The sequence below is a fragment of the Streptomyces violaceorubidus genome, from assembly GCF_000717995.1.
GTDB classification, from domain to species: domain Bacteria; phylum Actinomycetota; class Actinomycetes; order Streptomycetales; family Streptomycetaceae; genus Streptomyces; species Streptomyces violaceorubidus.
Genome location: NZ_JODM01000050.1, coordinates 1 through 26,728, shown reverse-complemented (window position 1 = coordinate 26,728; position 26,728 = coordinate 1). Strand labels below are relative to the sequence as shown.

At 71.0% G+C, this 26,728-nt stretch carries 24 protein-coding genes and 1 pseudogene; 7 read left to right on the top strand and 18 right to left on the bottom strand.

Annotation, left to right across the window (positions count from 1 at the left end; genetic code table 11):
* Nucleotides 1-120 precede the first annotated feature (120 nt).
* A pseudogene (locus IE94_RS36420) lies at nt 121-788 on the bottom strand (response regulator).
* A 35-nt stretch (nt 789-823) separates the two neighbouring features.
* Nucleotides 824-2,059, bottom strand: coding sequence for a sensor histidine kinase (locus IE94_RS36415; protein ID WP_051777820.1), 1,236 nt, complete (start codon nt 2,057-2,059; stop codon nt 824-826).
* Nucleotides 2,060-2,153: 94 nt separating this feature from the next.
* Between IE94_RS36415 and IE94_RS0132770 the strand changes: the two genes are divergently transcribed.
* Complete coding sequence (locus tag IE94_RS0132770) at nt 2,154-2,714, top strand: GNAT family N-acetyltransferase (protein WP_030191678.1); 561 nt, start codon at nt 2,154-2,156, stop codon at nt 2,712-2,714.
* A gap of 27 nt (nt 2,715-2,741) precedes the next feature.
* Here IE94_RS0132770 and IE94_RS0132765 read toward each other — a convergent pair whose 3' ends face one another.
* The 6 genes from IE94_RS0132765 to IE94_RS0132740 form a co-directional block, all read right to left on the bottom strand.
* A complete protein-coding gene (locus IE94_RS0132765; protein ID WP_030191675.1) occupies nt 2,742-4,241 on the bottom strand; it encodes a type IV secretory system conjugative DNA transfer family protein in 1,500 nt (499 codons plus the stop codon).
* A gap of 27 nt (nt 4,242-4,268) precedes the next feature.
* A complete protein-coding gene (locus IE94_RS0132760; RefSeq protein ID WP_030191672.1) occupies nt 4,269-5,681 on the bottom strand; it encodes an ATP-binding protein in 1,413 nt (470 codons plus the stop codon).
* Nucleotides 5,682-5,693: 12 nt separating this feature from the next.
* Nucleotides 5,694-7,253 carry an SCO6880 family protein gene (locus tag IE94_RS0132755; protein WP_030191670.1) on the bottom strand — a complete coding sequence of 520 codons (1,560 nt, stop codon included), beginning with the start codon at nt 7,251-7,253 and terminating at the stop codon, nt 5,694-5,696.
* Nucleotides 7,250-8,578 (bottom strand): hypothetical protein, encoded by a 1,329-nt coding sequence (locus IE94_RS0132750; RefSeq protein ID WP_030191668.1) that lies wholly within the window; start codon nt 8,576-8,578, stop codon nt 7,250-7,252. Before IE94_RS0132750 ends, IE94_RS0132755 begins: the two co-directional genes overlap by 4 nt.
* Nucleotides 8,568-9,371 carry a hypothetical protein gene (locus IE94_RS0132745; protein WP_030191666.1) on the bottom strand — a complete coding sequence of 268 codons (804 nt, stop codon included), beginning with the start codon at nt 9,369-9,371 and terminating at the stop codon, nt 8,568-8,570. The genes IE94_RS0132750 and IE94_RS0132745 overlap by 11 nt, the downstream gene beginning before the upstream one ends.
* A 166-nt stretch (nt 9,372-9,537) precedes the next feature.
* A complete protein-coding gene (locus tag IE94_RS0132740) occupies nt 9,538-9,846 on the bottom strand; it encodes a membrane protein (protein WP_003974839.1) in 309 nt (102 codons plus the stop codon).
* Between the two features lie 370 nt (nt 9,847-10,216).
* Between IE94_RS0132740 and IE94_RS0132735 the strand changes: the two genes are divergently transcribed.
* Both IE94_RS0132735 and IE94_RS0132730 read left to right on the top strand, forming a co-directional pair.
* Nucleotides 10,217-11,236 carry a C40 family peptidase gene (locus IE94_RS0132735; protein ID WP_106978130.1) on the top strand — a complete coding sequence of 340 codons (1,020 nt, stop codon included), beginning with the start codon at nt 10,217-10,219 and terminating at the stop codon, nt 11,234-11,236.
* Between the two features lie 209 nt (nt 11,237-11,445).
* Nucleotides 11,446-12,162: a phosphatase PAP2 family protein gene (locus IE94_RS0132730; RefSeq protein ID WP_030191661.1), complete on the top strand. Its 717-nt coding sequence runs from the start codon at nt 11,446-11,448 to the stop codon at nt 12,160-12,162.
* A 3-nt stretch (nt 12,163-12,165) separates the two neighbouring features.
* Here the strand turns inward: IE94_RS0132730 and IE94_RS0132725 are convergent, their stop codons facing one another.
* Nucleotides 12,166-13,737 (bottom strand): FAD-binding oxidoreductase, encoded by a 1,572-nt coding sequence (locus IE94_RS0132725; RefSeq protein ID WP_030191659.1) that lies wholly within the window; start codon nt 13,735-13,737, stop codon nt 12,166-12,168.
* Nucleotides 13,738-13,917: 180 nt separating this feature from the next.
* A complete protein-coding gene (locus tag IE94_RS40510) occupies nt 13,918-14,088 on the bottom strand; it encodes a hypothetical protein (protein ID WP_167343993.1) in 171 nt (56 codons plus the stop codon).
* A 91-nt stretch (nt 14,089-14,179) separates the two neighbouring features.
* Here IE94_RS40510 and IE94_RS0132720 point away from each other — a divergent pair, with 91 nt between their 5' ends.
* Together IE94_RS0132720 and IE94_RS40505 are read left to right on the top strand one after the other, a co-directional pair.
* Entirely contained in the window at nt 14,180-15,103 is a 924-nt protein-coding gene (locus tag IE94_RS0132720) for an SCO4651 family lipoprotein (RefSeq protein ID WP_030191656.1), read from the top strand.
* 94 nt (nt 15,104-15,197) lie between these two features.
* On the top strand, nt 15,198-15,362 hold the full coding sequence (locus IE94_RS40505; RefSeq protein WP_167343994.1) for a hypothetical protein: 165 nt from the start codon (nt 15,198-15,200) through the stop codon (nt 15,360-15,362).
* Here IE94_RS40505 and IE94_RS0132710 read toward each other — a convergent pair.
* Nucleotides 15,348-15,737, bottom strand: a complete 390-nt coding sequence (locus tag IE94_RS0132710) for a metal-sensitive transcriptional regulator (RefSeq protein ID WP_030191654.1) — start codon at nt 15,735-15,737, stop codon at nt 15,348-15,350. The two genes, IE94_RS40505 and IE94_RS0132710, sit on opposite strands and share 15 nt — an antisense overlap.
* Nucleotides 15,738-15,943: 206 nt before the next feature.
* Between IE94_RS0132710 and IE94_RS0132705 the strand changes: the two genes are divergently transcribed.
* Both IE94_RS0132705 and pitH read left to right on the top strand, forming a co-directional pair.
* Nucleotides 15,944-16,564, top strand: coding sequence for a DUF47 domain-containing protein (locus IE94_RS0132705; protein ID WP_003974832.1), 621 nt, complete (start codon nt 15,944-15,946; stop codon nt 16,562-16,564).
* Between the two features lie 7 nt (nt 16,565-16,571).
* Complete coding sequence (pitH, locus tag IE94_RS0132700) at nt 16,572-17,570, top strand: low-affinity phosphate transporter PitH (RefSeq protein ID WP_030191652.1); 999 nt, start codon at nt 16,572-16,574, stop codon at nt 17,568-17,570.
* Nucleotides 17,571-17,676: 106 nt separating this feature from the next.
* On the opposite strand, the gene pstB is transcribed toward pitH, so the two are convergent.
* From pstB to IE94_RS0132665, 7 genes are all read right to left on the bottom strand, one after another.
* Nucleotides 17,677-18,453: a phosphate ABC transporter ATP-binding protein PstB gene (pstB, locus tag IE94_RS0132695; RefSeq protein WP_030191650.1), complete on the bottom strand. Its 777-nt coding sequence runs from the start codon at nt 18,451-18,453 to the stop codon at nt 17,677-17,679.
* 88 nt (nt 18,454-18,541) lie between these two features.
* Nucleotides 18,542-19,591 carry a phosphate ABC transporter permease PstA gene (gene pstA, locus IE94_RS0132690; protein ID WP_030191649.1) on the bottom strand — a complete coding sequence of 350 codons (1,050 nt, stop codon included), beginning with the start codon at nt 19,589-19,591 and terminating at the stop codon, nt 18,542-18,544.
* Nucleotides 19,588-20,598 (bottom strand): phosphate ABC transporter permease subunit PstC, encoded by a 1,011-nt coding sequence (gene pstC, locus IE94_RS0132685; RefSeq protein WP_030191648.1) that lies wholly within the window; start codon nt 20,596-20,598, stop codon nt 19,588-19,590. The genes pstA and pstC overlap by 4 nt, the downstream gene beginning before the upstream one ends.
* A 123-nt stretch (nt 20,599-20,721) precedes the next feature.
* On the bottom strand, nt 20,722-21,849 hold the full coding sequence (gene pstS, locus IE94_RS0132680; protein ID WP_030191647.1) for a phosphate ABC transporter substrate-binding protein PstS: 1,128 nt from the start codon (nt 21,847-21,849) through the stop codon (nt 20,722-20,724).
* Nucleotides 21,850-22,305: 456 nt separating this feature from the next.
* A complete protein-coding gene (locus tag IE94_RS0132675) occupies nt 22,306-22,740 on the bottom strand; it encodes an NUDIX hydrolase (RefSeq protein WP_030191646.1) in 435 nt (144 codons plus the stop codon).
* A gap of 120 nt (nt 22,741-22,860) precedes the next feature.
* Nucleotides 22,861-24,201, bottom strand: coding sequence for a CHAD domain-containing protein (locus IE94_RS0132670; protein WP_030191645.1), 1,341 nt, complete (start codon nt 24,199-24,201; stop codon nt 22,861-22,863).
* Entirely contained in the window at nt 24,182-26,422 is a 2,241-nt protein-coding gene (locus tag IE94_RS0132665) for an RNA degradosome polyphosphate kinase (RefSeq protein WP_030191643.1), read from the bottom strand. Before IE94_RS0132665 ends, IE94_RS0132670 begins: the two co-directional genes overlap by 20 nt.
* Nucleotides 26,423-26,728: the final 306 nt, after the last annotated feature.

Below are 26,728 nucleotides of genomic sequence, written 5' to 3'. Positions count from 1 at the left end.
TGGTACTGCAGGGGGGACCCTGTGGGAGAGTAGGACGCCGCCGAACAATTATTGCGAGGAGACCCCGCACCGGGAACGGTGCGGGGTTTTCTGCGTTTACCCGCCTTTACTCTCCGTCCTCTAGCCGACCAGTTTTGTCTCGTAGGCCAGGATGACGGCTTGGACGCGGTTCCTTGAGCCTGTCTTGGCCAGGATGCGGCCGACGTGGGTCTTCACCGTCGGCTCGGCGAGATGGAGGCGCTCGGCTATCTCCGTGTTGGTCCAGCCCTGGCCCATGACGCGCAGGATCTCGGTCTCCCGGTCGGTGAGTGTGGTCAGGCGCGGGTCGGGGGCGCCGCTGCTCGGGCCTGGCTGGGTGGCGCCGGGAGATGGTGGACGTACGCGTCGAGCAGGCGGCGGGTCAGGCTCGGGGCGACCACCGCGTCGCCCGTGGCCACCGCGCGGATGCCGGAGAGGAGTTCCTCCGGCTGGGCGTCCTTGACGAGGAAGCCGGAGGCGCCGGCGCGCAGGCCGGAGTAGGCGTACTCGTCCAGGTCGAAGGTGGTGAGGATGAGGACGCGGGTGCGGCCGCCGCTCGCGACGATGCGGCGGGTCGCCTCGATGCCGTCCAGGCCGGGAATGCGGACGTCCATGAGGACGACGTCGGGGTGGAGTTCGGCCGTCATCCGGGTCGCTTCGGCGCCGTTGGCCGCCTCGCCCACGACCGTCAAGTCGTCCTGGCTCTCCAGGAGCATGCGGAAGCCGAAGCGCTGGAGGGGCTGGTCGTCGGCGACGAGGACGGTGGTCACTGGGGGGCTTCCTCCGGTAGGCGCGGATGGACGCGTCAGCCCTGCTCGGGGGCTGGGCGTGGGCCGGCCTCAAGTGTGCCCCCGTACAGGGAGGTTCGCTCGCGCATCCCGGGCAGGCCGCGGCCGTCGGAGAGGGCGGGGGAGGGGAGGGCGGTCGCTCGTCCGGTGTCGGTGAGGGTGAGGGTGACGGCGCCGCCGGCCTCGTAGGAGAGGTCGATGTGGGCGGTGGCGTCCGGGCCGGCGTGCTTGAGGGTGTTGGTGAGGGCCTCCTGGATGACGCGGTAGGCCGTGAGCTGGCGGCCCTCGGGGAGTGCGGGCTCCCCCTTGATGGTGGTGCGGACGGGGAGACCGGCCCGGCGGACGCCGTCGAGGAGGTGGTCCAGGTCGGCGAGGGCGGGCTGCGGGGCCAGTTCGGGTGCTGGGACGGTGCCGTTCTCGTCGTCGTCGCGCAGGACGTCCAGGAGGCGGCGGAGTTCGCCGAGGGCCTGGCGGCTGGTGGTGCCGATGGCGTCGAGTGCCTGGGCGGCGCGGTCGGGGGATTTGGCGGCGGCGTACCGGCCGCCGTCGGCCAGTCCGGTGATGACGGACAGGTTGTGACCGATGATGTCGTGCATCTCCCGGGCTATGCGCGCGCGTTCGGCCGCGGCGGCGAGTCTGATCTGCTGGTCGCGTTCGGTCTCCAGGCGGCGGGCGCGGTCCTCGAGGACCGAGGTGTGGTCGCGTCGGGCACGGACGGTGATGCCGATCAGGGCGGCCACGCCGATGGAGACGAGCTGCGAGCCGACCTGCTGGTTCCAGGAGCCCGCGCTGTCCCCGTAGCGGGCGACCGTGACGCAGCTCGGCGCGATTGCCAGGGCCACCGCCCACCAGAGGTTGCGCAGCGGCAGACGCAGGGCGATGTGGTGGACGAGGAGGAGCTGGAGCAGGGCGGACTGGAGGGCGGCGCCGGACCAGGCGCTCACCAGTGCCGCCGGCAGGGTGGCGAGGAGGGCTGCCCGGGGACGGCTGCGGCGCCAGAGGACGGGGACGGAGAGGGCGAGGCTGAGCACGAGGACGAGGCCCTCGGGGACGCCGGGGTCGTGGGCGACGTTGCGCCAGCCGCCGCCGGTGGCGTCGATCAGGGCGGCAAGTACCCAGAAGCCGGTGAGGAGGAGGTCCCACACGAGGGGATGGCGGTGGTCGAAGGCACGGATCCGCCGGTTGACGCGCTGGACGTACTCGGTGAGGGGTTCGGCGGCTCGGTGTTCCGGCCCCGGCTTCACGGGCTCCATCCGACCATGGTCGGGGGTGGGAGCGCGGCGGGCGTCCGCCTGGGGGCCGTATATGAGGTGAGGGGGGTAGTACCCGGGTATTACGGTGGCCGGCATGAGTGTCTCGGTCCCCGGTGACTACGTGATCCGCTCCATACGCGCCGACGAGTGGCCCGCGGTGAAGGAGCTTCGGCTGCGGGCGCTGCGGGATCCGGTCGCGGACCTCGCGTACCTGGAGACGTACGAGGACGCGGCGGCGCGCCCGGAGTCCTACTGGCGGGAGCGGGCGGCCTGGGGTGCCGAAGGGGCGTCGGGGGCGCGGCAGTTCGTCGCCGTGGGGCCCGCCGGGCTGTGGCTCGGCACACTGACCGTGCTCGTGGAGGAGGCCGGGACGAAGGACTGGGCCGCCTTCCCGGTGGAGCGCCGGCAAGGGCACGTCGTCGGGGTGTTCGTCCGGACCGAGTGGCGGGGGAGCGGACTGACCAAGGCGCTGTTCGACGCCGGTCTCGAGTGGGCGTGGGCGAACGGCTTGGAGCGGGTGCGGCTCATCGTGCATCCGGACAACGGGCGGGCGCAGGGTGCCTATCGCAAGGTGGGCTTCGTGCCGAGCGGGCGGACGGTGCCGCTGGAGGGCGGGCCCGGTGACCACGAGTTGGAGTACGTGATCGAGCGCTGACCCGTGGCGACCCGTCCGGCGCTTGGGTCAGACGGGGAGTTCGTCGTGCGGCCAGCGGGCGCGGCCCTGTTCGCGGGAGCGGAGCAGGGCCAGGGTCGGCATGCCGATGTCCGTGCCGGTGGCCAGCAGCTCCGGGAGCTGGGGGAGCGGTGCCACGGCCGCGACGTCGTCCAGGACGAGGGTCATTGGTGGGTCGAGGCGACCGGAGGATGACCGTTCGGCCATGCGCCGGCCGCGCTCGACCACGCTGGAGACGAGCGCCGTCAGCAGCGGCATCGCGCCCGGGCTCGTACGGGGATCCTCAATGGATTCACCCACCACGTAAAGGGTGCCCTGTTCGTGGACGAAGGAATCCAAGGCGAGGGCATCATTTCGGTTGGGAGTGCAGGCCTCGCGGATATTGACGGTGGACAGCGCGGCGAGGGCGCGGGCGGTCAACTGCTGGGCCATGTCCCGGCGCTCGGGGTGGGCGGTGAGGGACCCTTCGAGTTCTCCCGCGGAGCCTGGGGCGGCCTTGGGGTGGGTGCGCAGGACGCGCACGGCGTCCTGGACCTGGAGGCCCTGGGACCAGCGGTGGACGTGGCGGATGGTGCGGCCGTCGATGGCGGCGGCGTGGAGGTAGCTGCGCAGCAGCAGTTCGGCCGTGTCGCCGACCGCCTGGTCGAGCCGGGCGGTGGGGCGGACCGGTGCGAGCAGGGCGGCGGCTCGGGCGGTGGCCGTACCCCTGTCCTCGCAGCCCGCGGTGGGGGACCAGTGGAAGCGGGCGGGGGTGTCGCAGAGGTGGTTCGGGTCGTAGAGGTGGGTGGGGCCGAGCTTGGCGCGGGCGTCCTTGGTCTCCGACCAGAGGGTGGGGTTGGAGGTGATGACGAGGGCGGCGGCCTCCGCGTCCCGCAGGGCGGCGGTCGCGGTCTCGTGGCGGCTGGCCCGGGAGCCGTAGTGCACCGTGCCCTCGGCGCGGTGGGTCTCCCATCCGCCTACACGTTTGCCGTTGGTCGCGGAGACTGAGGGCTCGGGCTCGGGCTCCGGAGCCGGGGCCTGTCGCGGCGTCCTGGGGATGGGGACTTCGTGCGGCGGGGCTGCCTGGGTCGGTGTCACCGGCGTCTCGTGCACCGGCGCCTCGTGCACCGGCACCTCGTGCACCGGCGTCGGCGCCTCACGCCGGCGCTGTCGTACCGCTCGCCATCGCGCCACCTTGCCCATCACGAACACCGTCAGCACCACCAGCACCATCAGCTGGCCGATGAACAGGCCCCAGAACAGCCCGTACCCGGAGAGCGCCGTGCGCGGAGCCTGCGGCCAGGCGCCGGGGAGGTCGTGGGGCTCGGCGATCAGCTGGCGCATGGCCTGCGGGGTGCCGGTGAAGCTGACGCCGTCGGGCCAGGCGCCCTGGGCGAACAGGGCCGACAGGCCGGTCGCCGTCCACACCAGCAGGGTCATGCCGAGGAGGAAGGCCAGCATGCCGATCAGCAGGCCGTCGGGGATGCCGCCCTGGGCCGGCCGCTGGTCGCGGCGGTCGTCCGGTCTCATGCGTCCGGTGCCTCTCCGTTTCTCGTCCTACGCCACCGTCGATTCCGACGAGTCGCCGATGTGCTGCTCCATGAACGCCGCCGCCCGCTCCTCCGCCTCCAGCTCCGCGGCACGCAGCGCGTCGTCGGTCACGTCGGACGAGGACTCGGTCATCGCGCGGTCGGTGAAGACCAGGGGGCGTTCGGTCTCGGTGATCAGGTGTTTGACGACCTGGACGTTGCCGTTGACGTCCCACACCGCGATGCCGGGCGTGAGGGAGGGGATGATCTCCACCGCCCAGCGGGGCAGGCCGAGGACGCGGCCGGTGGCCCGGGCCTCGTCGGCCTTCTGGGCGTAGATCGTGCGGGTGGAGGCCATCTTGAGGATGGCCGCGGCTTCTCTGGCGGCCGCCCCGTCGACGACGTCCGACAGGTGGTGCACCACCGCCACGAACGACAGACCCAGCCGGCGCCCGAACTTCAGCAGCCGCTGGAACAGCTGCGCCACGAACGGGCTGTTGATGATGTGCCAGGCCTCCTCGACCAGGAAGATGCGCTTCTTCCGGTCGGGGCGGATCCAGGTGTGCTCCAGCCACACGCCCACGATGGCCATCAGGATCGGCATCGCGATGGAGTTGCGGTCGATGTGGGAGAGGTCGAAGACGATGAGCGGGGCGTCGAGGTCGATGCCGACCGTCGTCGGGCCGTCGAACATGCCGCGCAGGTCGCCGTCGACGAGGCGGTCCAGGACGAGCGCGACGTCCAGGCCCCAGGCCCGTACGTCGTCTATGGCGACGTTCATCGCCTCGGCGGACTCCGGCTCGGGGTGGCGGAGCCGCTCGACGATGTCGGTGAGGACCGGCTGGCGTTCGACGATGGTCTCGTTGACGTAGGCGTGCGCGACCTTGAGGGCGAAGCCGGAGCGCTCGTCCAGGCCGTGGCCCATGGCGACCTCGATGATGGTCCGGAGCAGCGCCAGCTGGCCCGTCGTCGTGATCGCCGGGTCCAGCGGGTTCAGCCGGATGCCGTGGTCCAGGGCGGCCATCGGGTCGAGGCGGATGGGAGTTATGCCCAGCTCCTCGGCGATGAGGTTCCACTCGCCGACGCCGTCCTCGCCCTGGGCGTCCAGGACGACGACCTGGCGGTCGCGGAAGCGGAGCTGGCGCAGGACGTACGTCTTCTCCAGCGCCGACTTGCCGTTGCCGGACTCGCCCAGGACCAGCCAGTGCGGGGCGGGGAGCTGCTGGCCGTAGAGCTGGAAGGGGTCGTAGATGTAGCCCTTGCCGGAGTAGACCTCGCGGCCGATGATCACGCCGGAGTCGCCGAGGCCGGGCGCGGCCGTCGGCAGGTAGACCGCCTGGGCCTGGCCGGTGGACGTGCGGACGGGGAGGCGGGTCGTCTCCACCTTCCCGAAGAGGAAGGACGTGAAGGCGTCGGTGAGGACGGTCAGCGGGTCCCGCATCAGGCTCAGCCCCTACCTTCGGATGCCGGTGGCGAACGGAAGAGTGTTCACGAAGGCGCGATGGTGCTCACGGTCGCACCACTCCAGTTTCAGGTACGACTTTCCGGCCGAGGCCCTTATCGTCCGCTTGTCGCGGGCCAGCGCCTCGGGGTTCCGGGAGGAGACGGTGATGTAGCCGACCAGGTTGACGCCGGCCGCGCCGCTGGCGAGGTCCTCGCCGCGCTGGTCGAGGCGGCCGTGGGCGGCGATGTCGCGGGGGTCCACGGTGCGGTTCATCTTGGCCGCCCGGGAGGCCTCGGCGTCGTCGTTCGTCTTCTCGGTCAGCATGCGCTCGATGGCGACCTCGGTGGGTTCGAGGTCCATGGTGACGGCGACGGTGCGGATCACGTCCGGGGTGTGGACCAGGAGCGGCGCCAGGAAGTTGACGCCCACCGGGGTCATCGGCCACTCCTTGATCCAGGCGGTGGCGTGGCACCAGGGGGCGCGGGTGGCGGACTCGCGGGTCTTGGCCTGGAGGTAGGTGGGCTCCATGGCGTCCAGCTCGGCCGGCCAGGCGTTGCGCTTGGTCATCGCCTGGATGTGGTCGATCGGGTGGTCCGGGTCGTACATGGCGTGGATCAGGGAGGCGAGCCGGCCCTGGCCCAGCGGCTGGCGGACGCGGATGTCGGCCTCCTGGAGGCGGGAGCAGATGTCGGTCAGCTCCCGCGCCATCACGACCGCGAGGCCGGCGTCCCGGTCCAGCCTGCGTCCGCTGTGCGGCCGGGCGGCGCGGGCCATGGTGTGCGCCTCGGCGGCCAGCTCGCGGTTGTAGTGCATGCAGGCGATCAGGTACGCGCGGTGCTGCTCGCTGCTGGTGGACACCATCGACTGGAGCTGGTCGTACGACTGCCGCAGCCACGGCGGCGCCTTCTCGTCACCGCGCTGGGCGACGTCCTTGGCGTGCGCGTCCGGGTCGGCCGGGAGGGTACGGGCGAGCATCTGGATGCGGGTGACGAAGCCGTCGCCGTTGGCCACGTGCTTGAGCAGGGTGCCGAAGCGGTCGACGAGGGCTTCCTGGTCCTCGGAGTCGCGCAGGCCGACGCCGGGCCCCTCGATTTCGATCGCGGCGGTGACGGTCTTGCGGTCGGCGTGCAGCAGTACGGCGATCTCGTCCGGCCCGAAGGGTGCCGCCAGCCAGGAGATGCGGCCGATGCCGGGCGGCGGCCCGACCTCGACCTCGCGGCCGTCGATCCTCGTCCCGGCCTCGATGGCGCCGGAGCGGTAGGTGGTGCCCGTGCGGAGGGTGCGCTTGTAGCTGCGGTTGATCTCGAACCACCGGTAGAACGTCCGGTGGTTGTACGGCACGTAGACCGCCGCCAGCGCGAGCATCGGGAAGCCGGCGAGCAGCACGATGCGCAGGCTCAGGACGGGGACGAGGAGCCCGCACATCATGCCGAGGAACGCGCCCACGACGATCAGCGCGATCTCTCCGGTCTCGCGGTTGCGGCCGACGATCGCGTTCGGCCGGGCGCGGCCGATCAGATACGTACGGCGGGGCGTGACCGTGTGGGACACGTGGGACTCGGTCGTCAACGCCCGTCACCTCCTGTGCTCTTGCTGTTGCGGGTGTTGCTTGCGTGCGGTGTGTTCACCGGGCTGCCGGAACGCGGTGCGGGTGCGGCGGAGGGGACATTTCCGCCGCCGCCGTTCGAGGGGCGCGTGCTGTGCGCGGCGACTCCGCCGGAGGCGGGGTTCGAGGGGCGGGCCGCGGCGGACGAGGACTGTCCGCCGCCGGCGTCGCCGTTGTTGCGGCTGCTGTGCGTTCTGATGCCCTGGGCGACCAGGTTCGCCGGGGAGCTGATCACGGCGGCGGCCTTGCCCTCGGCACCCTGCATGATGCGGTTGTTGCGGCCGTTGGCGATCTCGTCGCCGAAGCCGGGGACGAAGCGGTAGATCATCGCGGAGGCGAAGATCGCGAGCAGGATGATGGCGAGGCCGGACACGATGGCGGCCACGGAGTCGGGCCCGTCCTCCGTGGTCAGGGCGCCCGCGAGGCCCAGCACGATGACGATCACGGGCTTGACCATGATCACCGCGATCATGATGCCGGCCCAGCGGCGAACGTGGCCCCACAGGTTCTTGTCGACCAGGCCCGCGTAGACGACGACACCGAGCAGGGCGCCGACGTAGAGCAGGACGGCGCGCAGGTACAGCTCCAGGTAGAGGACGCCGGCCGCGACGATCGACACGAAGGACACCAGGATCAGCATGATCGGGCCGCCGCCGATGTCGTCGCCCTGCTTCAGGGCCTGGGAGAAGGTGCCGAAGAACGTGTCGGTCTGGTCGCCGGTGCCCTTGGCCAGGACGTCGGTCACGGCGTCGGTGGCCGACACGACCGTGTACAGGATCAGCGGCGTGAAGGCCGAGGCCAGGACGGTGAGCCAGAGGAACCCGACGGCCTCGGAGAGCGCGGTGGTGAGCGGGACGCCGCGCACGGCACGCTTGGCGACCGCGAGCAGCCACAGGACCAGGGTCAGGAACGCGGACGCCGCGAAGACGACGGCGTACTGCTTGAGGAACGTGTCGTTCGTGAAGTCGACGTCGGCGGTGTTCTTGACGGCGTCACTGAGCGTGTCGACGGTCCAGGCGGCGGCGTCGGCGCAGCCCTTGGCGAGGGAGGAGAGGGGGTCGAGGGTGGAGGGGAGGGTGTCGGGGGTGCTTCCCCCGCCACCGGAGCCGCTGCGGCTGCCTCGTTCGCAGTAGTCCTTGGCGGGGCCGCGGATGAGATCGCAGGGATCGTCGGTGTCCGTGGGAGCCGGTGTGGGCGCGGCGAACGCCCGGCTGGCCAGCAGGATCGTAGAAGCCTGTACTGCCGCGACAGCGGCCGAGACCTTGAGGACGCGGTGGTTAGCGCGCATACGTGAACCCTCCGTATTCCTCGACGGCCTTCGTCATGTCGTCGGCCGTGGAAGCCCGCTGATCGCGCCCGACCGGCACAGGTCCGTCCTTCTGCTGGAAGTCGGTGACCTTCCAGTCGTCATTGGTCCACGTCAGCTGGTACGTGGTGGTGTACCAACTTTCGGTCACGGGGTTGGTCGAGCTGCCACCCGAGAGCCCGAAGAGCGAGGTGTACCAGACCTCGACGGTCGCCTTCTCGGCGCTGGACGCCGTGACCTTGGTGCCCACTGGGATCACTCGGGAGACGAAGGTCTGACCGGTCGGCGCCTTGCCGTCCTTGTCCAGGCCGATGTTGGCCAGGAACTTCGCGCTGGAGTACGCACCGTCCAGATCCGTCTGTCGGGCTGCGGCGATGTCGGGCGCATAGACGGTGCTCACGATCTCGTGCCGTCTGGTCTTGTCGAACATCCCGTCAGAACCCAGCGCGACCGCGTAGTTCGCCGCCGCGCTCTGCGCCCCCTGCTCGTCATGGGCGAAGCCCGACTGTACGGGGCGGGTCCCCGACGGTGCCGTCGAGGACGTCTTCGGCTTGTTCCCGTCGCCGCCCTCCACGGATGCGGAATCGTCTCCTCCACGGTTCGCGAAGGCGATCGCCGCGATGAGGAGGACGACGACGCCGACCACGGTGACCAGGCTCCGCGAGGAGGAGCGGCCGCCGCGTCGGGGCCCGCCCTCCTCCTCCGGCAGCCGGAGCCGGGTCTGGCCGGTGCCGCCGTAATCGCCGGACGAGTGGTGATCGTCTCCGAGACTCATGCCGCGTACGCCCCCTCGACGTCGGGTCGGCCGTGTACGTACGACGGTAGCCGTGCTGGTTCCCGCTCGGGCGCGGTGTTATGACTCGACATCAGGGAAACGCAACCTCAGCCGGTTGGCACGACGGGCGGGTGGGATGAAGGGGGAGGAACGGTTGCGTGCCGGGCTACACGGCCATCCCGTACACGATGGTGAAGAGTGTGCCGAGCGAGCCGATGATGAACACGCCCGTCAGTCCCGCGATGATCAGGCCCTTGCCCTGCTCCGCGCTGAAGGTGTCCCGGAGCGCGGTGGCGCCGATGCGCTGCTTGGCGGCGCCCCAGATGGCGATGCCGAGGCAGAGCAGGATGGCGACGGCCATGACGACCTGGACCATCGTCTTGGCCTCGGTCCCCAGCGCACCGAAGGGGCCCCAGTCCGGAGCGATCCCCCCGATGATGGTGTTGATGTCTCCCTCGTCGGCCGCAAAGAGCATGTAAGTCACCGCCCCTGTTGGGTAGTTCCGCATCCCCTGCGGGCATGCAGAGGTCAAGCCTCATTGTCGCTGACAATGGCACCGTCGCATGTCGACTTGGCGTCATTGATTGGCGGGTTTCGTGCGAATAGCTTGCCACCGGTCCGCGCCGGGCCCTGGCCGGGTGGTGCGGACCGGTGTCCAAAGAGTCGTATGGTCACTCTGTGTATCACGTGAGGTTACGCCGGGCAATGATGCGGGGGCGCAACCTGTCACGTGGTTCCGTCGTTGGGCCCTTCTGCGACGTGATCGAATGGGCCCGGCATCACGGTGTGTGACTGGCCTTCAGGTGGTCGGACATGGCCGGGAAACGTCACTGAACCGCGCGCTCATGGGGGATGGTTGGACCATGCGCAAGATGTGGGTCGGAGCCGGTGTCGCGGTTGCCCTGGGGATGGGCTTCGTGATGCTGCTCGTCGTCGGTGTCTACCTCGTCGCCGGGGACCTGGCCGGCGGCGCGGGCGGCGGGGCCAAGAAGCTCGCCAAGGGGAGCGTGCCCGCGGCGTACCAGCCGATCGTGCAGAAGTGGGGCAATCTCTGTCCCGCCATCAACCCCGCGCTGCTGGCCGCCCAGTTGTACCAGGAGAGCGGCTTCAACCCGAGGGCGCGGAGCGCGGCGGCGGCGCAGGGGATCGCGCAGTTCATTCCCGGGACGTGGGCCACCCACGGCATCGACGGGGACGGGGACGGGGACCGGGACGTGTGGGACCCGGCGGACGCGATCCCGTCGGCGGCGTCGTACGACTGCTCCCTCGCCTCGTACGTGAAGGACGTGCCCGGCGACCCCACCGAGAACATGCTGGCCTCCTACAACGCGGGGGCCTACGCGGTCATCAAGTACCAGGGCGTGCCGCCGTACACGGAGACGCGGAACTACGTCAAGGTGATCACGACCCTGGAGAGGAGCTTCGCCGCGCCCACCGGCCGGGTCGATCCGTCCGAGCAGGCCGCCGGTGCCATCGCCTACGCGCAGAAGAAGCTCGGAACCCTGTATCTGTGGGGTGGGAACGGGACGCCCGAGCAGGGCGGGCGGTTCGACTGCTCGGGGCTGACCAAGGCGGCGTACGAGAGTGTCGGGATCAAGCTGCCGCGGGTGGCCAACGACCAGTACAACGCGGGGGCGCATCCCGCGCGGGACGAACTGCTGCCGGGGGACCTGGTGTTCTTCTCCGACGACCTCACCAACTCGCGGGCCATCCGGCACGTGGGGATCTACGTGGGCGGCGGGTACATGATCGACGCGCCGCGGACGGGTGCCGTGATCCGGTTCGACCCGATCGACACCCCCGACTATTTCGGGGCCACTCGGGTGACCGAGGATGGCGCGAAAGCGCTGCCCACCACGGTGTGAATGGAAGTGTGTGAACCCAGCGTGAAACCCTGCCCTGAGCTGCGGCGACGTGTCTCTCTTCGATAACGTCTGCGTGATCATTCAGTGGAGTGTGGAACGTATCGACGGGGGACGTGCGTTCCTGTTGACGTACGGCTGACCACGGGGGTGGCAGAAGAGGCGCGCGTCCGGTGCGCCTCATCAGGACATGACGAAGGGGCCGCAGCACCATGGCTGGACTCGCCGAATCCGGGTCGAACCCCGACGTCGAGCTGCTCTACGACATCAACGGCCTGGCCAAGGACGCTCCGCACTGGTTCGACCGGGTCATGGAGTTCGTCGGCGAGTACGGACTGCTGTTCGCGATCGTGCTGCTGGTGCTGTGGTGCTGGTGGGGTGTGCGGCGGCGGGGCGGTGAGGACGCGGCCTCGAACGTGGCCGCTCTGCTGTGGGCGCCGCTCGCGGCCGGGGTCGCGGTGCTCGTCAACGTGCCGATACGGGGGTTCGTGGAGCGGCCCCGGCCCTTCAAGTCCCATGACGGGCTCGAAGTCCTCGTGGAGGGGAAGAACGACTTCTCCTTCGTGAGCGACCACGCCACGCTCTGCATGGCCCTGGCGGTCGGACTGTTCGTCGCCAACCGGAAGTTCGGGATCGCCGCGATCGTGCTGGCCCTGTTCGGCGGCTTCGCCCGGGTCTACATGGGCGTGCACTACCCGACGGACGTCGTGGGCGGCTTCGCGCTCGGTACGGCGGTCGCGCTGCTGCTGTCGCCGGTCGCCATGGCCCTGTTGACGCCGCTGACCCGGGCCGTCGAGCGCTCGCCCCGGGTGGGGTGGCTGGTCAGCGCACGAGGCCGGGCGGGTGCCGCCGGGCGCGGCGCCGTGATTCCCGGCGCGCGCACGGAGAGTGCCTCCGAGGCGTCCGGCGAGCGGGATCTCGCCGCCTGACGCTCACAGTGCCTGTGGGTAGGTGAAGACGCGGTCCGGGTCGTACTGGTGCTTGAGGCGCGCCAGACGCGGGGCCGCGTCCGCGTAGTAGGCCTTCCGCCAGTCCTTCAGGGCCGGGTCCGTGTAGTTCTGGTAGGCGGCGCCGGAGGCGTACGGGCGCATGGCACCGTGGGTGGAATCCAGCCACGACCGGGCCGTTCCTCCGCGCGTTCCCGGGCTCCACGACACGAGGTACTGCGCCAGCATGCGGGAGCGCCGGTGCACGAACGCGGTCGCCGTCGGGGAGACGCGGTTCACCGCTCCGCCGAGCGCGGTGAGGGCGACACTGCCGGCGCCGCCCCGGACCCTGCCCAGCTGGGAGAGCAGGGCGGTGACGCCGGCGGACGGGATCGACCGGTCGAAGAAGTCCGACCGGGCGGCGTACGTCTCGCGGCCGAGCGAACCCTCCGGCGAGTGACCGGGGGTGGAGCCCGGAAGGTGGCAGCGGGCGTCGGTCGGGAGGGACGAGCACCCCGCGTACGCCTCCATCGCCCCCTCGTAGGTGTGCTTCTTCAGGGAGACGGAGCTCGCGGGGGCGCCGACGCGGTCGGCGAGGCGGTCGACGGCGTTCTGGAGCTCGCCGTAGGTGCCGAGGGAGAAGGCGGCGACCGAGACCGTCGGGGCGGCGCCGGGAGCAGCGGCCAGGTGGAGGGAGGACCAGATCTCGTCGGGCTGGTCCGGACCCCACTCCTGCCAGGCGCGGAGGACCGCGGCGGCCCTTCCCCAGGGCCAGGTCAGATAGGCGGACACGGCACGCGGGGCGGGGTGGGAGCGGAAGCGGAACTCCGTGACGATCCCGAAGTTGCCGTTGCCCGCGCCGCGCAGCGCCCAGAACAGGTCGCTGTTGTCGGTGGCGTTGGCGGTGAGTTCCCTGCCGTCGGCGGTGATCAGGGTGGCCTGGGTGAGGCTGTCGCAGGTCAGGCCGTAGGCGCGGGAGACGACTCCGTGGCCGCCGCCGAGGGTGAGGCCGGAGATCCCGACGGTGGGGCAGGATCCGGCCGGGACGGTCACGCCCTTCGCGGCGAGGGCGCGGTAGACGTCGATCAGCTTGGCGCCGGCGCCGACGACCGCCTCGCCGGAGGAGGCCCGGACGCGGTTCAGCTTCGAGACGTCGATGATGAGGCGGCCGTCGCCGGAGGACCAGCCGGCGTAGGAGTGCCCGCCGTTGCGGATCGCCACGGGGATGTGGTGGGCGCGGGCGTAGGAGAGGGCGGTGCGGATGTCGTCGGGGTGGGCGACGTAGGCGACGGCGGTGGGTCTGAGGGTGTCGAAGCGGGTGTTGTAGAGCTGGTGGGCCGTTTCCCAGGCGGGGTCGCCGGGGCGGATCAGCCGACCGTCCAGGGAGCCGGCCAGGGCGGTCCAGGTGGCGGGTGCGGGGGTGGTGCTCCTGCCGGGGTGCGGCGAGGTGCGCGCCGTGGTCGTGGGCGTGGGCCTTTTGGGATCAGTGCCAGAGGCCCGGTCCTCGACCGTGCAGGCGGCGGTGGTTGCCGTGAGGGCCGCGGCCCCGCTGATACTCAGGAACGTTCGCCGTCGCATGTCGCCTCCGCGTCTTTTGGGGGTTTTTATGAAGACGAGGATGCGGGGGTCCCCGGTTCACCGGTGTACGGCGTGCGGGGTGCACAGGTGTACGGAACCGGACGGGGGGCGACGTCGCTCGACTCGGGGGGCGGGTGGCCGTCCGCGGTCCGGTCGGCTGCGACCGGCTGCGCCGGGGCTTCATGCCGGGGTGTGGGACTTCGCGTCCGTGCGGGCCTGGCTTCTGGCCCTGCGGGCCGGGCCGCGCCAGCCGCAGGTGCAGCGGGCCAGGCAGAAGGGGCCCTGTTCGACCGTTGTCGTGAGGTGTTCCGGGGCGTCCCCGGGAGCTTCGAGACCGTCCTGCTGCGCCACGCCCACAACGTTACCGGGGTCGCCTGCCCCTCGTTAAGCGGGACGGCAGGGGGTCCGGAACGGGCGTGACGGCTTGGGATAGCAGGTGGCGATGGTCGGGCGGGAGCGGGAGCTGCGGAGTGGGAGGCCGGGCGGCGGTCTCGCCCTCGCCGGCGGTGTGGTCTGCGTCTGTCTGGCCGCCGCCGGGTGCTCCGGAGCCGGGGAGGGCGCCTCGGTGCAGGGAGCGGACGGCGGGGATCCGGTCGCCGTGCTGCACCGGGCCGCCGACCGGCTGGTGGCCGCCGGGAGCGCGAAGGCGCGTACCGCGATGCAGATGGCCAGCGGCGGGACGCGGGTGACCATCCGGGGCGAGGGTGTGTACGACTTCGAGGAGCGGCTCGGGCGGTTGAAGGTGCGGCTGCCCCAGGACCCGGCGGGATCGAGCGAGCACCGGCCGATCACGGAACTGCTCGCGCCCGGGGCCCTGTTCATGAAGAACCGGGGCGCCGGTGTCCCCGACGACAAGTGGGTGCGGGTGGAGACCGACTCCCTGTCCGACGGGAACCTGGTGACCGGCGGGGCGACGGATCCGTTCGCCGCCGCCGAGGTGCTGCGGGGGACGCGGACGGCGAGGTTCGTGGGGCGCACGGAGCTGGCCGGGACAAAGGTGCGGCACTACCGGGGGACCGCCGATCTCGGGCGGGCGGCGCGCGGCGCCTCGGAGGGCAACAGGAAGGCGCTGGCCGCGGCGGCCGAGGGATTCGCCACCGCCGAGGTGCCGTTCGACGCCTACCTCGACGACGAGGGCCGGATCCGCAAGGTCCGCCACCGCTTCAGTTTCGCCAACGGGCGCCAGGACGGCACCGGCACCGTGGACGTCGCCTCGACGACGCTGCTCTACGATTTCGGCGCCGCCGTCCGCGTACGGCTGCCGGAGGACCAGGACATCTACGCCGGCCGGATCGCCGAGGAGCCGGGCGAGGGGGCCGGGGCGGCGGGCGAGGGGGCCGGGGCGGCGGTCGACGGCAAGAACTAGTCGACGGCAAGAACTAGCCCTTCCGTGCCATGCGCGGTGTGTATGCCGCTCCCTACTCTAGGAAGTCGGTGACGGCAGAGACGAGGTGACGCGTGTGGCTCCGGTCGGCGGTACGGCGGTTCAGGACAACGTGGCCCTCGCCGAGATCGAGCTGTGCGGCGAGCTGATCATCGCGGCGTCGGCCGCCCGGGAGCGGCTCAGCCTGGAGAGCATCGACGAGGTGCTGCGCGTGGCCGAGGAGCGCTCACGTGCGCAGTAGGCGGCCGATGGCCTTCGTCGCCTCTTCCACCTTGGCGTCGATCTCGGTGCCGCCCTTGAGGGCCGCGTCGGCGACGCAGTGCCGCAGGTGCTCCTCCAGCAGTTGCAGCGCGAAGGACTGCAGGGCCTTGGTGGAGGCGGAGACCTGGGTCAGTATGTCGATGCAGTAGACGTCCTCGTCGACCATCCGCTGAAGGCCGCGGATCTGGCCCTCGATCCGGCGCAGGCGCTTGAGGTGCTCGTCCTTCTGCTTGTGGTAGCCGTGCACGCCGCGGTCGTGGTCGGTCACGATGTCCGTGCCGTCCGTCTCCACCTGGTCCACCGCCTGGTCCACGGCGGAGGAGGGCGCACCCGCGCCGGCCTCGGTGGTCGTCATCGCGTCCTCCTGAAACGGACATATACCCCTGGTGGGTATATGGTAACGAACTTTCCCGGGTAGGGGCCCCTTGCCGGAGCGCCGACGTCGCCCCCCTGCTCATCACTCTGCCTGATGGGCGACACTGGGGGACGGCCCGTTAGCAGTGGCCGGATGATGCGCCTAGCATCAGCCTGACCGAAACCGATGCACCCCGAGGACCCCACGTGCGCTTTCGTCTGACCCCCAGGGAGACGAGCTTCTACGACATGTTCGCCGCCTCCGCGGACAACATCGTCACGGGCTCCAAGCTCCTGATGGAACTGCTCGGGGCGGACGCATCCGCCCGGGCCGAGATCGCAGAGCGTATGCGGGCCGCCGAACACGCGGGTGACGACGCCACGCACGCGATCTTCCACCAGCTGAACTCCTCGTTCATCACGCCCTTCGACCGCGAGGACATCTACAACCTCGCCTCCTCCCTCGACGACATCATGGACTTCATGGAGGAGGCCGTCGACCTGGTCGTCCTCTACAACGTGGAGGAACTCCCCAAGGGGGTCGAGCAGCAGATCGAGGTGCTGGCGCGGGCCGCCGAGCTGACCGCCGAGGCCATGCCGAACCTGCGCACCATGGACAACCTCACCGAGTACTGGATCGAGGTCAACCGGCTGGAGAACCAGGCCGACCAGATCCACCGCAAGCTGCTCGCCCACCTCTTCAACGGCAAGTACGAGGCCATCGAGGTGCTGAAGCTGAAGCAGATCGTGGACGTGCTGGAGGAAGCGGCCGACGCGTTCGAGCACGTGGCGAACACGGTGGAGACCATCGCCGTCAAGGAGTCCTGAGCCGTTCATGGACACCTTCGCTCTGGTCGTGACCATCGCGGTCGCGCTCTTCTTCACGTACACCAACGGTTTCCACGATTCGGCCAACGCGATCGCCACCTCCGTGTCGACGCGTGCGCTCACGCCCCGCGCCGCGCTCGCGATGGCCGCCGTGATGAACCTGGCCGGGGCGTTCCTCGGTTCCGGGATCGCCAAGACGGTCAGCGAGGGGCTGATCGAGACACCCGAGGGCTCCAAGGGGATGGGGATCCTCTTCGCGGCACTCGTGGGCGCGATCGTCTGGAACCTCATCACCTGGTACTTCGGCCTGCCGTCCTCCTCCTCGCACGCCCTGTTCGGAGGCCTGGTCGGGGCGGCACTGGCCGGGGGCACGACCGTGTACTGGAGCGGAGTCGTCGACAAGGTCGTGATTCCGATGTTCCTGTCGCCGGTGATCGGCCTGGTCGCCGGTTACCTGGTGATGACCGCGATCATGTGGGTCTTCCGGCGGGCCAATCCGCACAAGGCGAAGCGCGGCTTCCGTATCGCGCAGACGGTCTCGGCGGCGGGCATGGCACTGGGGCACGGTCTCCAGGACGCGCAGAAGACGATGGGCATCGTGGTGATGGCACTGGTCATCGCCGACGTCGAGGACTACGGCGACCCGATCCCGGTGTGGGTCAAGCTCGCCTGCGCCCTGATGCTGTCCGCGGGGACGTACGCCGGTGGCTGGCGGATCATGCGGACGCTGGGTCGGAAGATCATCGAGCTGGATCCGCCCCAGGGGTTCGCCGCGGAGACGACGGGGGCGTCGATCATGTTCGGGTCGGCGTTCCTGTTCCACGCGCCGATCTCCACGACCCATGTGATCACCTCGGCGATCATGGGTGTGGGAGCGACGAAGCGGGTCAACGCCGTGCGGTGGGGGGTCGCGAAGAACATCATCATGGGGTGGTTCATCACGATGCCGGCCGCGGCGGTGGTGGCCGCGGTGTCGTTCTGGATCGTGAACCTGGCGGTCCTGTAGCGGCACCCCGTACGGCGATGGGCCCGCCCCCGGAATCCGGGGGCGGGCCCTTGTGCTCCTCGCGGTGGCACCGCCATGCAGCACCGCGAGGGGTTGGAGGGGCGGTCTAGCCGAAGCGGCCGGAGATGTAGTCCTCCGTGGCCTGGACCGACGGGTTGGAGAAGATGCGCTCCGTCTCGTCGATCTCGATCAGCTTGCCGGGCTGCCCGACCGCCGCCAGGTTGAAGAAAGCCGTACGGTCCGAGACCCGCGCCGCCTGCTGCATGTTGTGCGTCACGATGACGATCGTGAAGCGCTCCTTCAGCTCGCCGATCAGGTCCTCGATCGCCAGGGTGGAGATCGGGTCCAGGGCCGAGCAGGGCTCGTCCATGAGCAGGACGTTCGGCTCGACCGCGATCGCCCGCGCGATGCACAGGCGCTGCTGCTGGCCGCCGGAGAGGCCGGAGCCCGGCTTGTTCAGGCGGTCCTTGACCTCGTTCCAGAGATTGGCGCCCCGCAGCGACTTCTCCACGATGTCGTCCAGCTGGGACTTCTTGTACTTGCCGTTCAGGCGCAGGCCCGCCGCGACGTTGTCGTAGACCGACATCGTCGGGAACGGGTTCGGGCGCTGGAAGACCATGCCGACCTCGCGGCGCACGGCCACCGGGTCGATGCCGGCACCGTAGAGGTTCTCGTCGTCGAGCATCACCTTGCCGTCGACGCGGCCGCCCGGGGTGACCTCGTGCATGCGGTTGAGCGTGCGCAGGAAGGTGGACTTGCCGCAGCCGGAGGGGCCGATGAAGGCCGTCACGGAGCGGGGCTCGACGGTCATCGAGATGTCCTCGATGGCCAGGAAGGAGCCGTAGTAGGCGTTGAGGCCGCTGACATCTATGCGCTTGGCCATGGGTATCACTGCTTCTTTCGGTCCGAGTCGCTGACTGCTCGTGCGTCGGTCGCGTCAGCGACCCGCCGCGCGGCGAAGCCGCACAATGTCATCGCGGGGCCTTCCAGCGGGCGATGCCGCGGGCCGCGAGGTTGAGGATCATGATGAAGGCGATCAGCGTCAGGGCCGCCGCCCAGGCACGGTCGTACGCCGCGTCCGAGCCCGCGCCGTACTGCAGGTAGATGTACATCGGCAGCGACTCCTGCGGGTCCTTGAAGGGATTCGCGTTGATGAAGTCGGTGCCCCAGACCAGCAGCAGCACGGGGGCCGTCTCGCCGGTGATGCGGGCGACGGCCAGCATGACGCCGGTGACGATGCCGCCGATCGACGTCGGCAGGACCACCTTCAGGATCGTGCGCCACTTCGGCACGCCCAGGGCGAGGGAGGCCTCGCGCAGCTCGTTCGGGACGAGCTTGAGCATCTCCTCGGTGGAGCGGACGACCACGGGGATCATCAGGATGCACAGGGCGAACGAGCCGGCCACGCCGGACGGGCCCATGTCCAGGATCAGGACCCACAGGCTGAGCACGAACAGGCCCGCGACGATCGACGGGATGCCCGTCATGACGTCCACGAAGAAGGTGACGGCCTTGGCGAGCCGGCCGCGTCCGTACTCGACCAGGTAGATCGCGGTGAGCACGCCGATGGGCACGGAGAACAGCGTGGCGAGGCCGACCTGCTCCAGGGTGCCGAGGATGGCGTGGTAGATGCCGCCGCCGGGCTCGCTGTCGGCGACCACGCCCATCGAGTGGGTCAGGAAGTAGCCGTCGAGGACCTTCACGCCCTGCTTCACGGTCTCCCAGATCAGGGAGACCAGCGGGATCAGCGCCATCAGGAAGGCGACCCACACCATGCTGGTCGCGACCCGGTCCTTGGCCTGCCGGCCGCCCTCGACGCGGGCCGAGATGCCGTACGAGCCGGCGACGAAGAGGACCGCCGCGATCAGGGCCCACTGGATGCTGCTGTCCAGCCCGGCGGCGGCGCTGATGCCGAAGCCGAGGAGGACCGAGCCGGCCGCGACCGCCCAGGGGAACCACTGGGGCAGGGTGGCGGCGCGCAGGGAGCTGCGGTTCTTGGGGGTCAGGGTTGCGTTGCTCATGCGTTGGCCCCCGAGTACTCCTTGCGGCGGGCGATGATCAGGCGGGCGCCGCCGTTGACCAGCAGGGTGATGACGAACAGGACGAGGCCGGAGGCGATCAGCGCGTCACGGCCCATCTGGGTCGCCTCGTTGAACTTGCTGGCGATGTTCTGGGCGAAGGTGCCGCCGCCCGGGTCGAGCAGGCTCGGGGCGATGTCGAAGGTCGGGGAGAGCACCATGGCCACGGCCATCGTCTCGCCGAGCGCGCGCCCGAGGCCGAGCATCGAGGCGGAGATGACGCCGGAGCGGCCGAAGGGGAGCACCGACATCCGGATGACCTCCCAGCGCGTGGCGCCGAGGGCCAGGGCGGCCTCCTCGTGCATGCGCGGGACCTGCCGGAAGACCTCGCGGCTGACGTTGGTGATGATCGGCAGGATCATGATCGCGAGCAGGATGCCCACGGTGAACAGCGAGCGCCCCGCGCCGCCGTTCCACTCGAGGATCCCGGTCCAGCCGAGGTACTGGTCCAGCCAGCCGTAGAGGCCGTCCAGGTGCGGCACCAGGACGAGCGCGCCCCACAGGCCGTAGACGATCGAGGGCACCGCGGCGAGCAGGTCGATCACGTAGCCGATCAGACCGCCCAGCTTGCGCGGCGCGTAGTGCGTGATGAACAGCGCGATGCCGACCGAGATCGGGACGGCGATGGCCATGGCGATGATCGACGACACGATGGTGCCGTAGGCCAGGACCGCGATGCCGAACTCCGGCGGGGTGCCGGTCGGGTTCCATTCGAAGCTGGTGAAGAAGTTCGCCTCGTCGTCGCCGATGGCGAGGACGGCGCGGTAGGTGAGGAAGGCCGCGATGGCGGCCATGATGACCAGCACGAGGATGCCGGACCCGCGGGAGAGCCCGACGAAGATCCGGTCGCCGGGGCGGGTGACGCCGCGGGCGGCGCTCGTGTTCCCGGCGGCGGGCTGCTGGGGCGTGGGTGAGGGGGCTGGCTTCTGGGTGTCCGTTGTTATGTCCATCGGGTTCTCCGGTCTGCGGAGCCGCGTGGTCGGCGGCTCGGGCGGAGCCCCGGTCGGGGGCTCCTGGCGGCGGTGCACCGGACGGTGCGGTCCGGCCCCCGCGGGGACCGGACCGCACTCGGGTCAGCTCAGGCCCGAGATGGTCTCGCGGACCTTGGTGATGATCTCGGTGGGCATCGGGGCGTAGCCGGCGTCCGCCAGCAGGCCCTGGCCGTCCTCCGAGGCCATGTAGTTCAGGAAGGACTTGGTGGCGGGCAGGGTGTCCGCCTTGTTGCCCTTGTCGCAGGCGATCTCGTACGTCACCAGGACCAGCGGGTAGGCGCCCGCGGCGTCCGGGGTGTAGTCCAGCTCCAGGGCGAGGTCCTTGCCGGTGCCGACGACCTTGGCCCCGCCGATGGCGGCGGTGGCGTTCTCGACGCTGGCCTTGACCGGCTCGGCGGCCGCGGTCTTGACGTCGACGGTCTTGATGCCGTCCTTGGCGTAGGACAGCTCGAAGTACGAGATGGCGCCGGAGGTCTGCTTCACCTGGCCGGCCAGACCGGAGGAGCCCTGAGCGGACTGGCCGCCCTTGGCCTCCCAGGACTTGCCGCCCTCGTACTTCCAGTCGTCGGGCGCGGCGGCCTTGAGGTACTTGGTGAAGTTGTCCGTGGTGCCGGACTCGTCCGAGCGGTGGAAGGCCTGGATCTTGAGGTCGGGCAGCTTGGCCTCGGGGTTGAGCTTCTTGATCGCCTCGTCGTTCCAGTTGGTGATCTTGCTGTCGAAGATCTTGGCCATCGTCGGGGCGTCCAGGACCAGGGTGTCGACACCCGGGACGTTGAAGCCGACCGCGATCGGGCCGCCGACCATCGGCAGGTCGATGGCCTGGCCGTCCTTGCAGACCTTCTTCGAGGCCTCGATCTCCTCCGGCTTCAGCGCGGAGTCCGAACCGGCGAACGCGGTCTGGCCCTGCGTGAAGGCGGTGATGCCCGCGCCCGAGCCGGTCGGGTTGTAGTTGATCTGCACGCCGTTGCAGGCCGCGACGTACTGCTTGACCCACGCGTCGATGGCGTTCTTCTGCGCGGAGGAGCCGGACGCCTGGAGCTGGCCCTTGGCGTCGTCGCACTTGATGTTGCTGTTGGCGGAGGCGCTGGCGTCGCTGCCGTTGCTGCTGCCGCCGGTGTCGTCCGAGCCGCACGCCGTGAGGGCCAGGGCGCCGGAGACGGCGAGAGCACCGAGAGCGAGGGCCCGCCGGTTCATGCGCTGAAGCTTCACTTGAGGGAGTTCCTTCCAGGAGCCGCCGTCCTGAATTCGGCGGCGTGCGAGGAGTGGTAAGGCCGAAATTAGGCAGATCAGATGAAGGCGCCGAAGGGCGTAAATGAACGCGGGGTGAACCCCTGTGGACGGTGCGGTGAGGTCACGGAACGCTTACGTCGAGGACACGGGTGGGTTCCGGAGGTGGTCGGGGGCCCGTCCGGGGTCGGTCCGGGGGGCCGGATCGGGGGCGGATCGGTGGACGGTCCGGGGTCGGTTCGGGGTCGGTTCGGGGGGCCGGATCGGGGGGCGGTCCGCCGACGGTCCGGGGATCTGTCCGGGGGCGGATCGGTGGAAGGTCCGGGGCCGGTCGGGGGGCCGGATCGGGGGGTGGTCCGCCGACGGTCCGGGGATCTGTCCGGTGGGCGGATCGGTGGACGGTCGGGTGGGCGGTTCCGTACTCGGTTCAGTGGTCGGCTACGTGGGGAGCGTCGCCAGCAGCGCGTCGACGAGGTCGCGGTCCCGGGGTTCGGTGAGGCGGGTACGGGCCGCGTCCGGGGTCAGCCACAGGATGCGGTCGACCTCGTCGGAGGGGGTGAAGGCACCGGCGCCCGCCGCCGCGGCCCAGTAGCGGACCTCCTTGGGGCGGCCGTTCGCGAGGTAGCGCACGGTGGGCAGCTCGGGGCCCGGCTCGGCGGCGTACCCCGTCTCCTCCGCGACCTCGCGCAGGGCGCCGGCGAGCGGGTCCTCACCGGGCTTGAGCTTGCCCTTCGGGTGCGACCAGTCGTCGTACTTCGGGCGGTGCACGAGGCACAGCTCCAGGCCGGGGGACGCGGCCGAGGTCGCGGGGCGGGGGCGCCACAGGACGCAGCCGGCCGCGCGGACCGTGGGGTCGTCGTGTGCGAGGCTCACGGCCGTGTTCCTCCCGTTGCTCTTGCGGCGGGCTCCGCGCATGCCTACGGAGTGGTCGCGCGGTTCCTGTGCGGTTCCCAAGCAGGGCCCGTGCAGGGCCCACTCAGTGCGTAAGCCGTCCTACGGCAGCCTGATCGGTTCCTTGCGCCAGCTGTGCTGGAACGCGTACCGCGCCGCCTCCACCTCATGCCGCTGGTCGGCGTGGAGCACGCCGAGCGCGTACGCCGTGGCCGGGGCGATGCGCGGGGTACGGGCGGCCTGGGCGGCGGCCGCGGCGGCCTCCGCGGCGTCGCGGTGGCGGTTCAGGGCCTCGCCGGCGGCCAGGAGGCGCACGTCCACGGTGTCCTCGTCGGCCCCGGCCGCCGCCCCGGACAGCGCCTCCAGGGCGTAGCGGTGCAGGCGCAGCAGCAGGCGGACCTGGTGCCACGGGGCGTCCTGGGGGTGGGGGGCGGGGTCCGGGGAGAGCCCGTGGATCAGGGCCTCGGCGTTGTACGGACTGCCCGCGGTGACCAGCGGGAGGGCGGCCACGGCGTCGGTGAGGCGCTCCTGCGCGGCGGTGGCCAGCGGGCGCAGGTCGACGGGCGCGGCGTCGGAGGCGGGGTGGGAGGCGGGGTGGGGAGAGGCGGACGCGGACCTGCGGCCGGCGGGGCTCAGCGGGACTTCGCTGGCCAGTAAGGCGACCTTGTCGGCGACGGCGTGGAAGCGGCTGCTGCCCAGGCACTGGAGGGCGGCGGAGTGCGCCCGGGTGCGGGCCAGGGTCAGCTGCCGGTCGAGCAGCGCGCCCGCCTTGGCCGCGCCCACCGTGAGGTTGCCGCGGTTCGCGGACGCCGGGTGGCCGCTGGCGGGTACGGGGGACGCGGCGGAGGGCACGGTCGCGGTGACGGCGGCCCGGCCCACCGGCCGCGGGGCCGGGAACGCCGTGGAACCGGAGAGCCGGTGCAGGGCCTGGAGCAGGCGTTCCAGACGGGACGCGTAGGCGTGCTCCATCGCCAGCGTGCCGGACAGCCAGGCCAACTCGGGGCGCATCTCCTCCGCCCAGTCGGCGTCCAGCAGCGGCTGGAAGGTGTGCAGGGTGGCGCTGATGCGGCGGGCGGCGCGGCGCAGGGCGCGGGCCGCGTCCACGTCGTCCGCGGGCGGGGCCGCGCGGTCCGGGCCGGCGTACGCGCCGTTCGCGCCCGGCGCCTCCGTTCGGGCTGCCGCTCCCGTCCCGGTGCCGGATCCTGTTCCCGACTCCCGGTGCCGGCGCAGCGCGCGCAGGAACTCCGTGGCCTGGGCGCGCAGGTAGCCGACCAGTGCGTCGGTGCCCGCGTCGGTGCCCGTGTCGGCACGCGGACCGCTCGTACCGGCGTCCTCGCGCGCGGTGGCGGTCGTGGTCGTGGTCGCGCGCGGGGTCGCGGGTTGCGGCGGTCCGGCGGTCGCGGTCGCCGCGGGGTCCGTCGGGTCAAGGTGTCGCTGTGCCACGCCGGCGCCTCCGGGCGTCTATGAGCATCTCCTGGATGTTGCGCAGGGGCTGGCCGTCCGCGTCGGTCGCGTGCCGGGTCCACTCACCGTCCGGGCCGAGGTGCCAGGAGGCGGTGCCGTCGGACATGCCGTTCTCGAGGAGCCGGTTCAGGGCCGCCCGGTGGGCCGGGTCGGTGACCCGGACCAGGGCCTCTATCCGGCGGTCGAGGTTGCGGTGCATCATGTCGGCGCTGCCGAGCCACACCTCGGGCTCCCCGCCGTTGCCGAAGGCGAAGACCCGCGAGTGCTCCAGGAAGCGGCCGAGGACGGAGCGGACCCGGATGTTCTCCGACAGGCCCGGCACCCCGGGGCGCAGCGCGCAGATGCCGCGCACCCACACGTCGACCGGCACTCCGGCCTGGGACGCCCGGTAGCAGGCGTCGACCACGGCCTCGTCGACCATCGAGTTGACCTTGATGCGGACGTGGGCGGGACGCCCGGCGCGGTGGTGCTGGATCTCCTTGTGGATGCGGGAGACGAGGCCGTCGCGCAGCGACTTGGGTGCGACGAGCAGCCGGCGGTAGGTCTCGCGCCGGGAGTAGCCGGAGAGGCGGTTGAACAGGTCGGAGAGGTCCGCGCCGACCTGCGGGTCCGAGGTGAGCAGGCCCAGGTCCTCGTAGAGGCGGGCGGTCTTCGGGTGGTAGTTGCCGGTGCCTACGTGGCTGTAGCGGCGCAGCGTCTCGCCCTCCTGCCGTACGACCAGGGAGAGCTTGCAGTGGGTCTTCAGGCCCACCAGGCCGTAGACGACGTGGCAGCCGGCCTCCTCCAGCTTGCGGGCCCACTTGATGTTGGCGGACTCGTCGAAGCGGGCCTTGATCTCCACCAGGACGAGGACCTGCTTGCCGGACTCGGCCGCCTCGATGAGGGCGTCGACTATGGGGGAGTCGCCGGACGTCCGGTACAGCGTCTGCTTGATCGCGAGGACGTCGGGGTCGGTGGCGGCCTGCTCCAGGAACGCCTGCACGGAGGTGGAGAAGGAGTCGTACGGGTGGTGGAGCAGGACGTCCTTGGTGCGCAGAGCGGCGAAGATGTCCGGCGCGGACGCGGACTCGACCTCGGCCAGGTCGCGGTGGGTGCCGGCGACGAACTTCGGGTACTTCAGCTCGGGCCGGTCGATGCTGTGGATGCGGAAGAGGCCGGTGAGGTCCAGGGGGCCGGGGAGGGGGTAGACCTCCGCCTCGCCGATCTTGAGCTCGCGCACGAGGAGGTCCAGGACCTCGCGGTCGACGGATTCCTCGACCTCCAGGCGGACGGGCGGGCCCAGGCGCCGCCGCATCAGCTCCTTCTCCAGGGCCTGGAGGAGGTTCTCCGCGTCGTCCTCCTCCACCTCCAGGTCCTCGTTGCGGGTGAGGCGGAAGGTGTGGTGCTCCAGGACTTCCATGCCCGGGAACAGCTCCTCCAGGTGGGCGGCGATGACGTCCTCGACGGGGACGTAGCGGCCCGGAGAGGCCTCCAGGAAGCGGGAGAGCAGCGGGGGGACCTTGACGCGGGCGAAGTGGCGGTGGCCCGTGACGGGGTTGCGGACGACGACCGCGAGGTTGAGGGAGAGGCCCGAGATGTACGGGAAGGGGTGCGCCGGGTCGACCGCGAGGGGGGTGAGGACCGGGAAGATCCGGTGCCGGAAGAGGGTGAACAGGCGGGCCTGCTCCTTCTCGGCGAGCTCGCTCCAGCGGACCAGGTGGATGCCCTCCTCGGCGAGGGCCGGGGCGACGTCCTCGTGGAAGCAGGCGGCGTGCCGGGCCATCAGCTCGCGGGAGCGGGCCCAGATCATGTCCAGCACCTCGCGGGGCTGGAGGCCGGAGGCGGAGCGGGTGGCGACGCCGGTCGCGATGCGGCGCTTGAGGCCGGCGACGCGGACCATGAAGAACTCGTCCAGGTTGCTGGCGAAGATCGCGAGGAAGTTGGCCCGCTCCAGGAGGGGGGTGCTCGGATCCTCGGCGAGTTCGAGCACACGTTCGTTGAACGCGAGCCAGCTGCGCTCGCGGTCCAGGAAACGGCCCTGCGGGAGGCGGGCGCCGCCGTCCTGGGACTCCTCGGACTCCTCGTACGCGTCGAGGTCGGCGTCGATGTCCGGCTCCAGGCCGGAGACGGTGGCGGCCACGGTGTCGGGGCGGTGCGCCGCGATGGAGCCCACGGAGGGCTGCGTGTGCTGGACCTCTGCCTGGGTGTTCGGCTGCCTCATGAACCCATTCTTCCGCGCCGCGCGCGTGTCAGGCGCGTCGGAGGGGCCCCAGGGCCCGGAAGGGTGCGGCTCGGTCGGCTTCATTCGGTGAGCCTCGCAAGGCTGTCTGAATCGATGGTTACGGGGACATGACGTGTGGGATAGCGGGGTGCCACTGGAGGGTGGTGCCTCTGCGGGTGCCTGCGGGTGCCTGCGGCGCCTGTGCGGGGTGGGTGGGGGTGCGGGTCGCGCCTGTGCGGCTCCGGTGGGGGTGCGGGTGGCGCGGTGGGTTCGGTGGGGGGTCGGGGCCGCGCCGGGGGGTGTCCG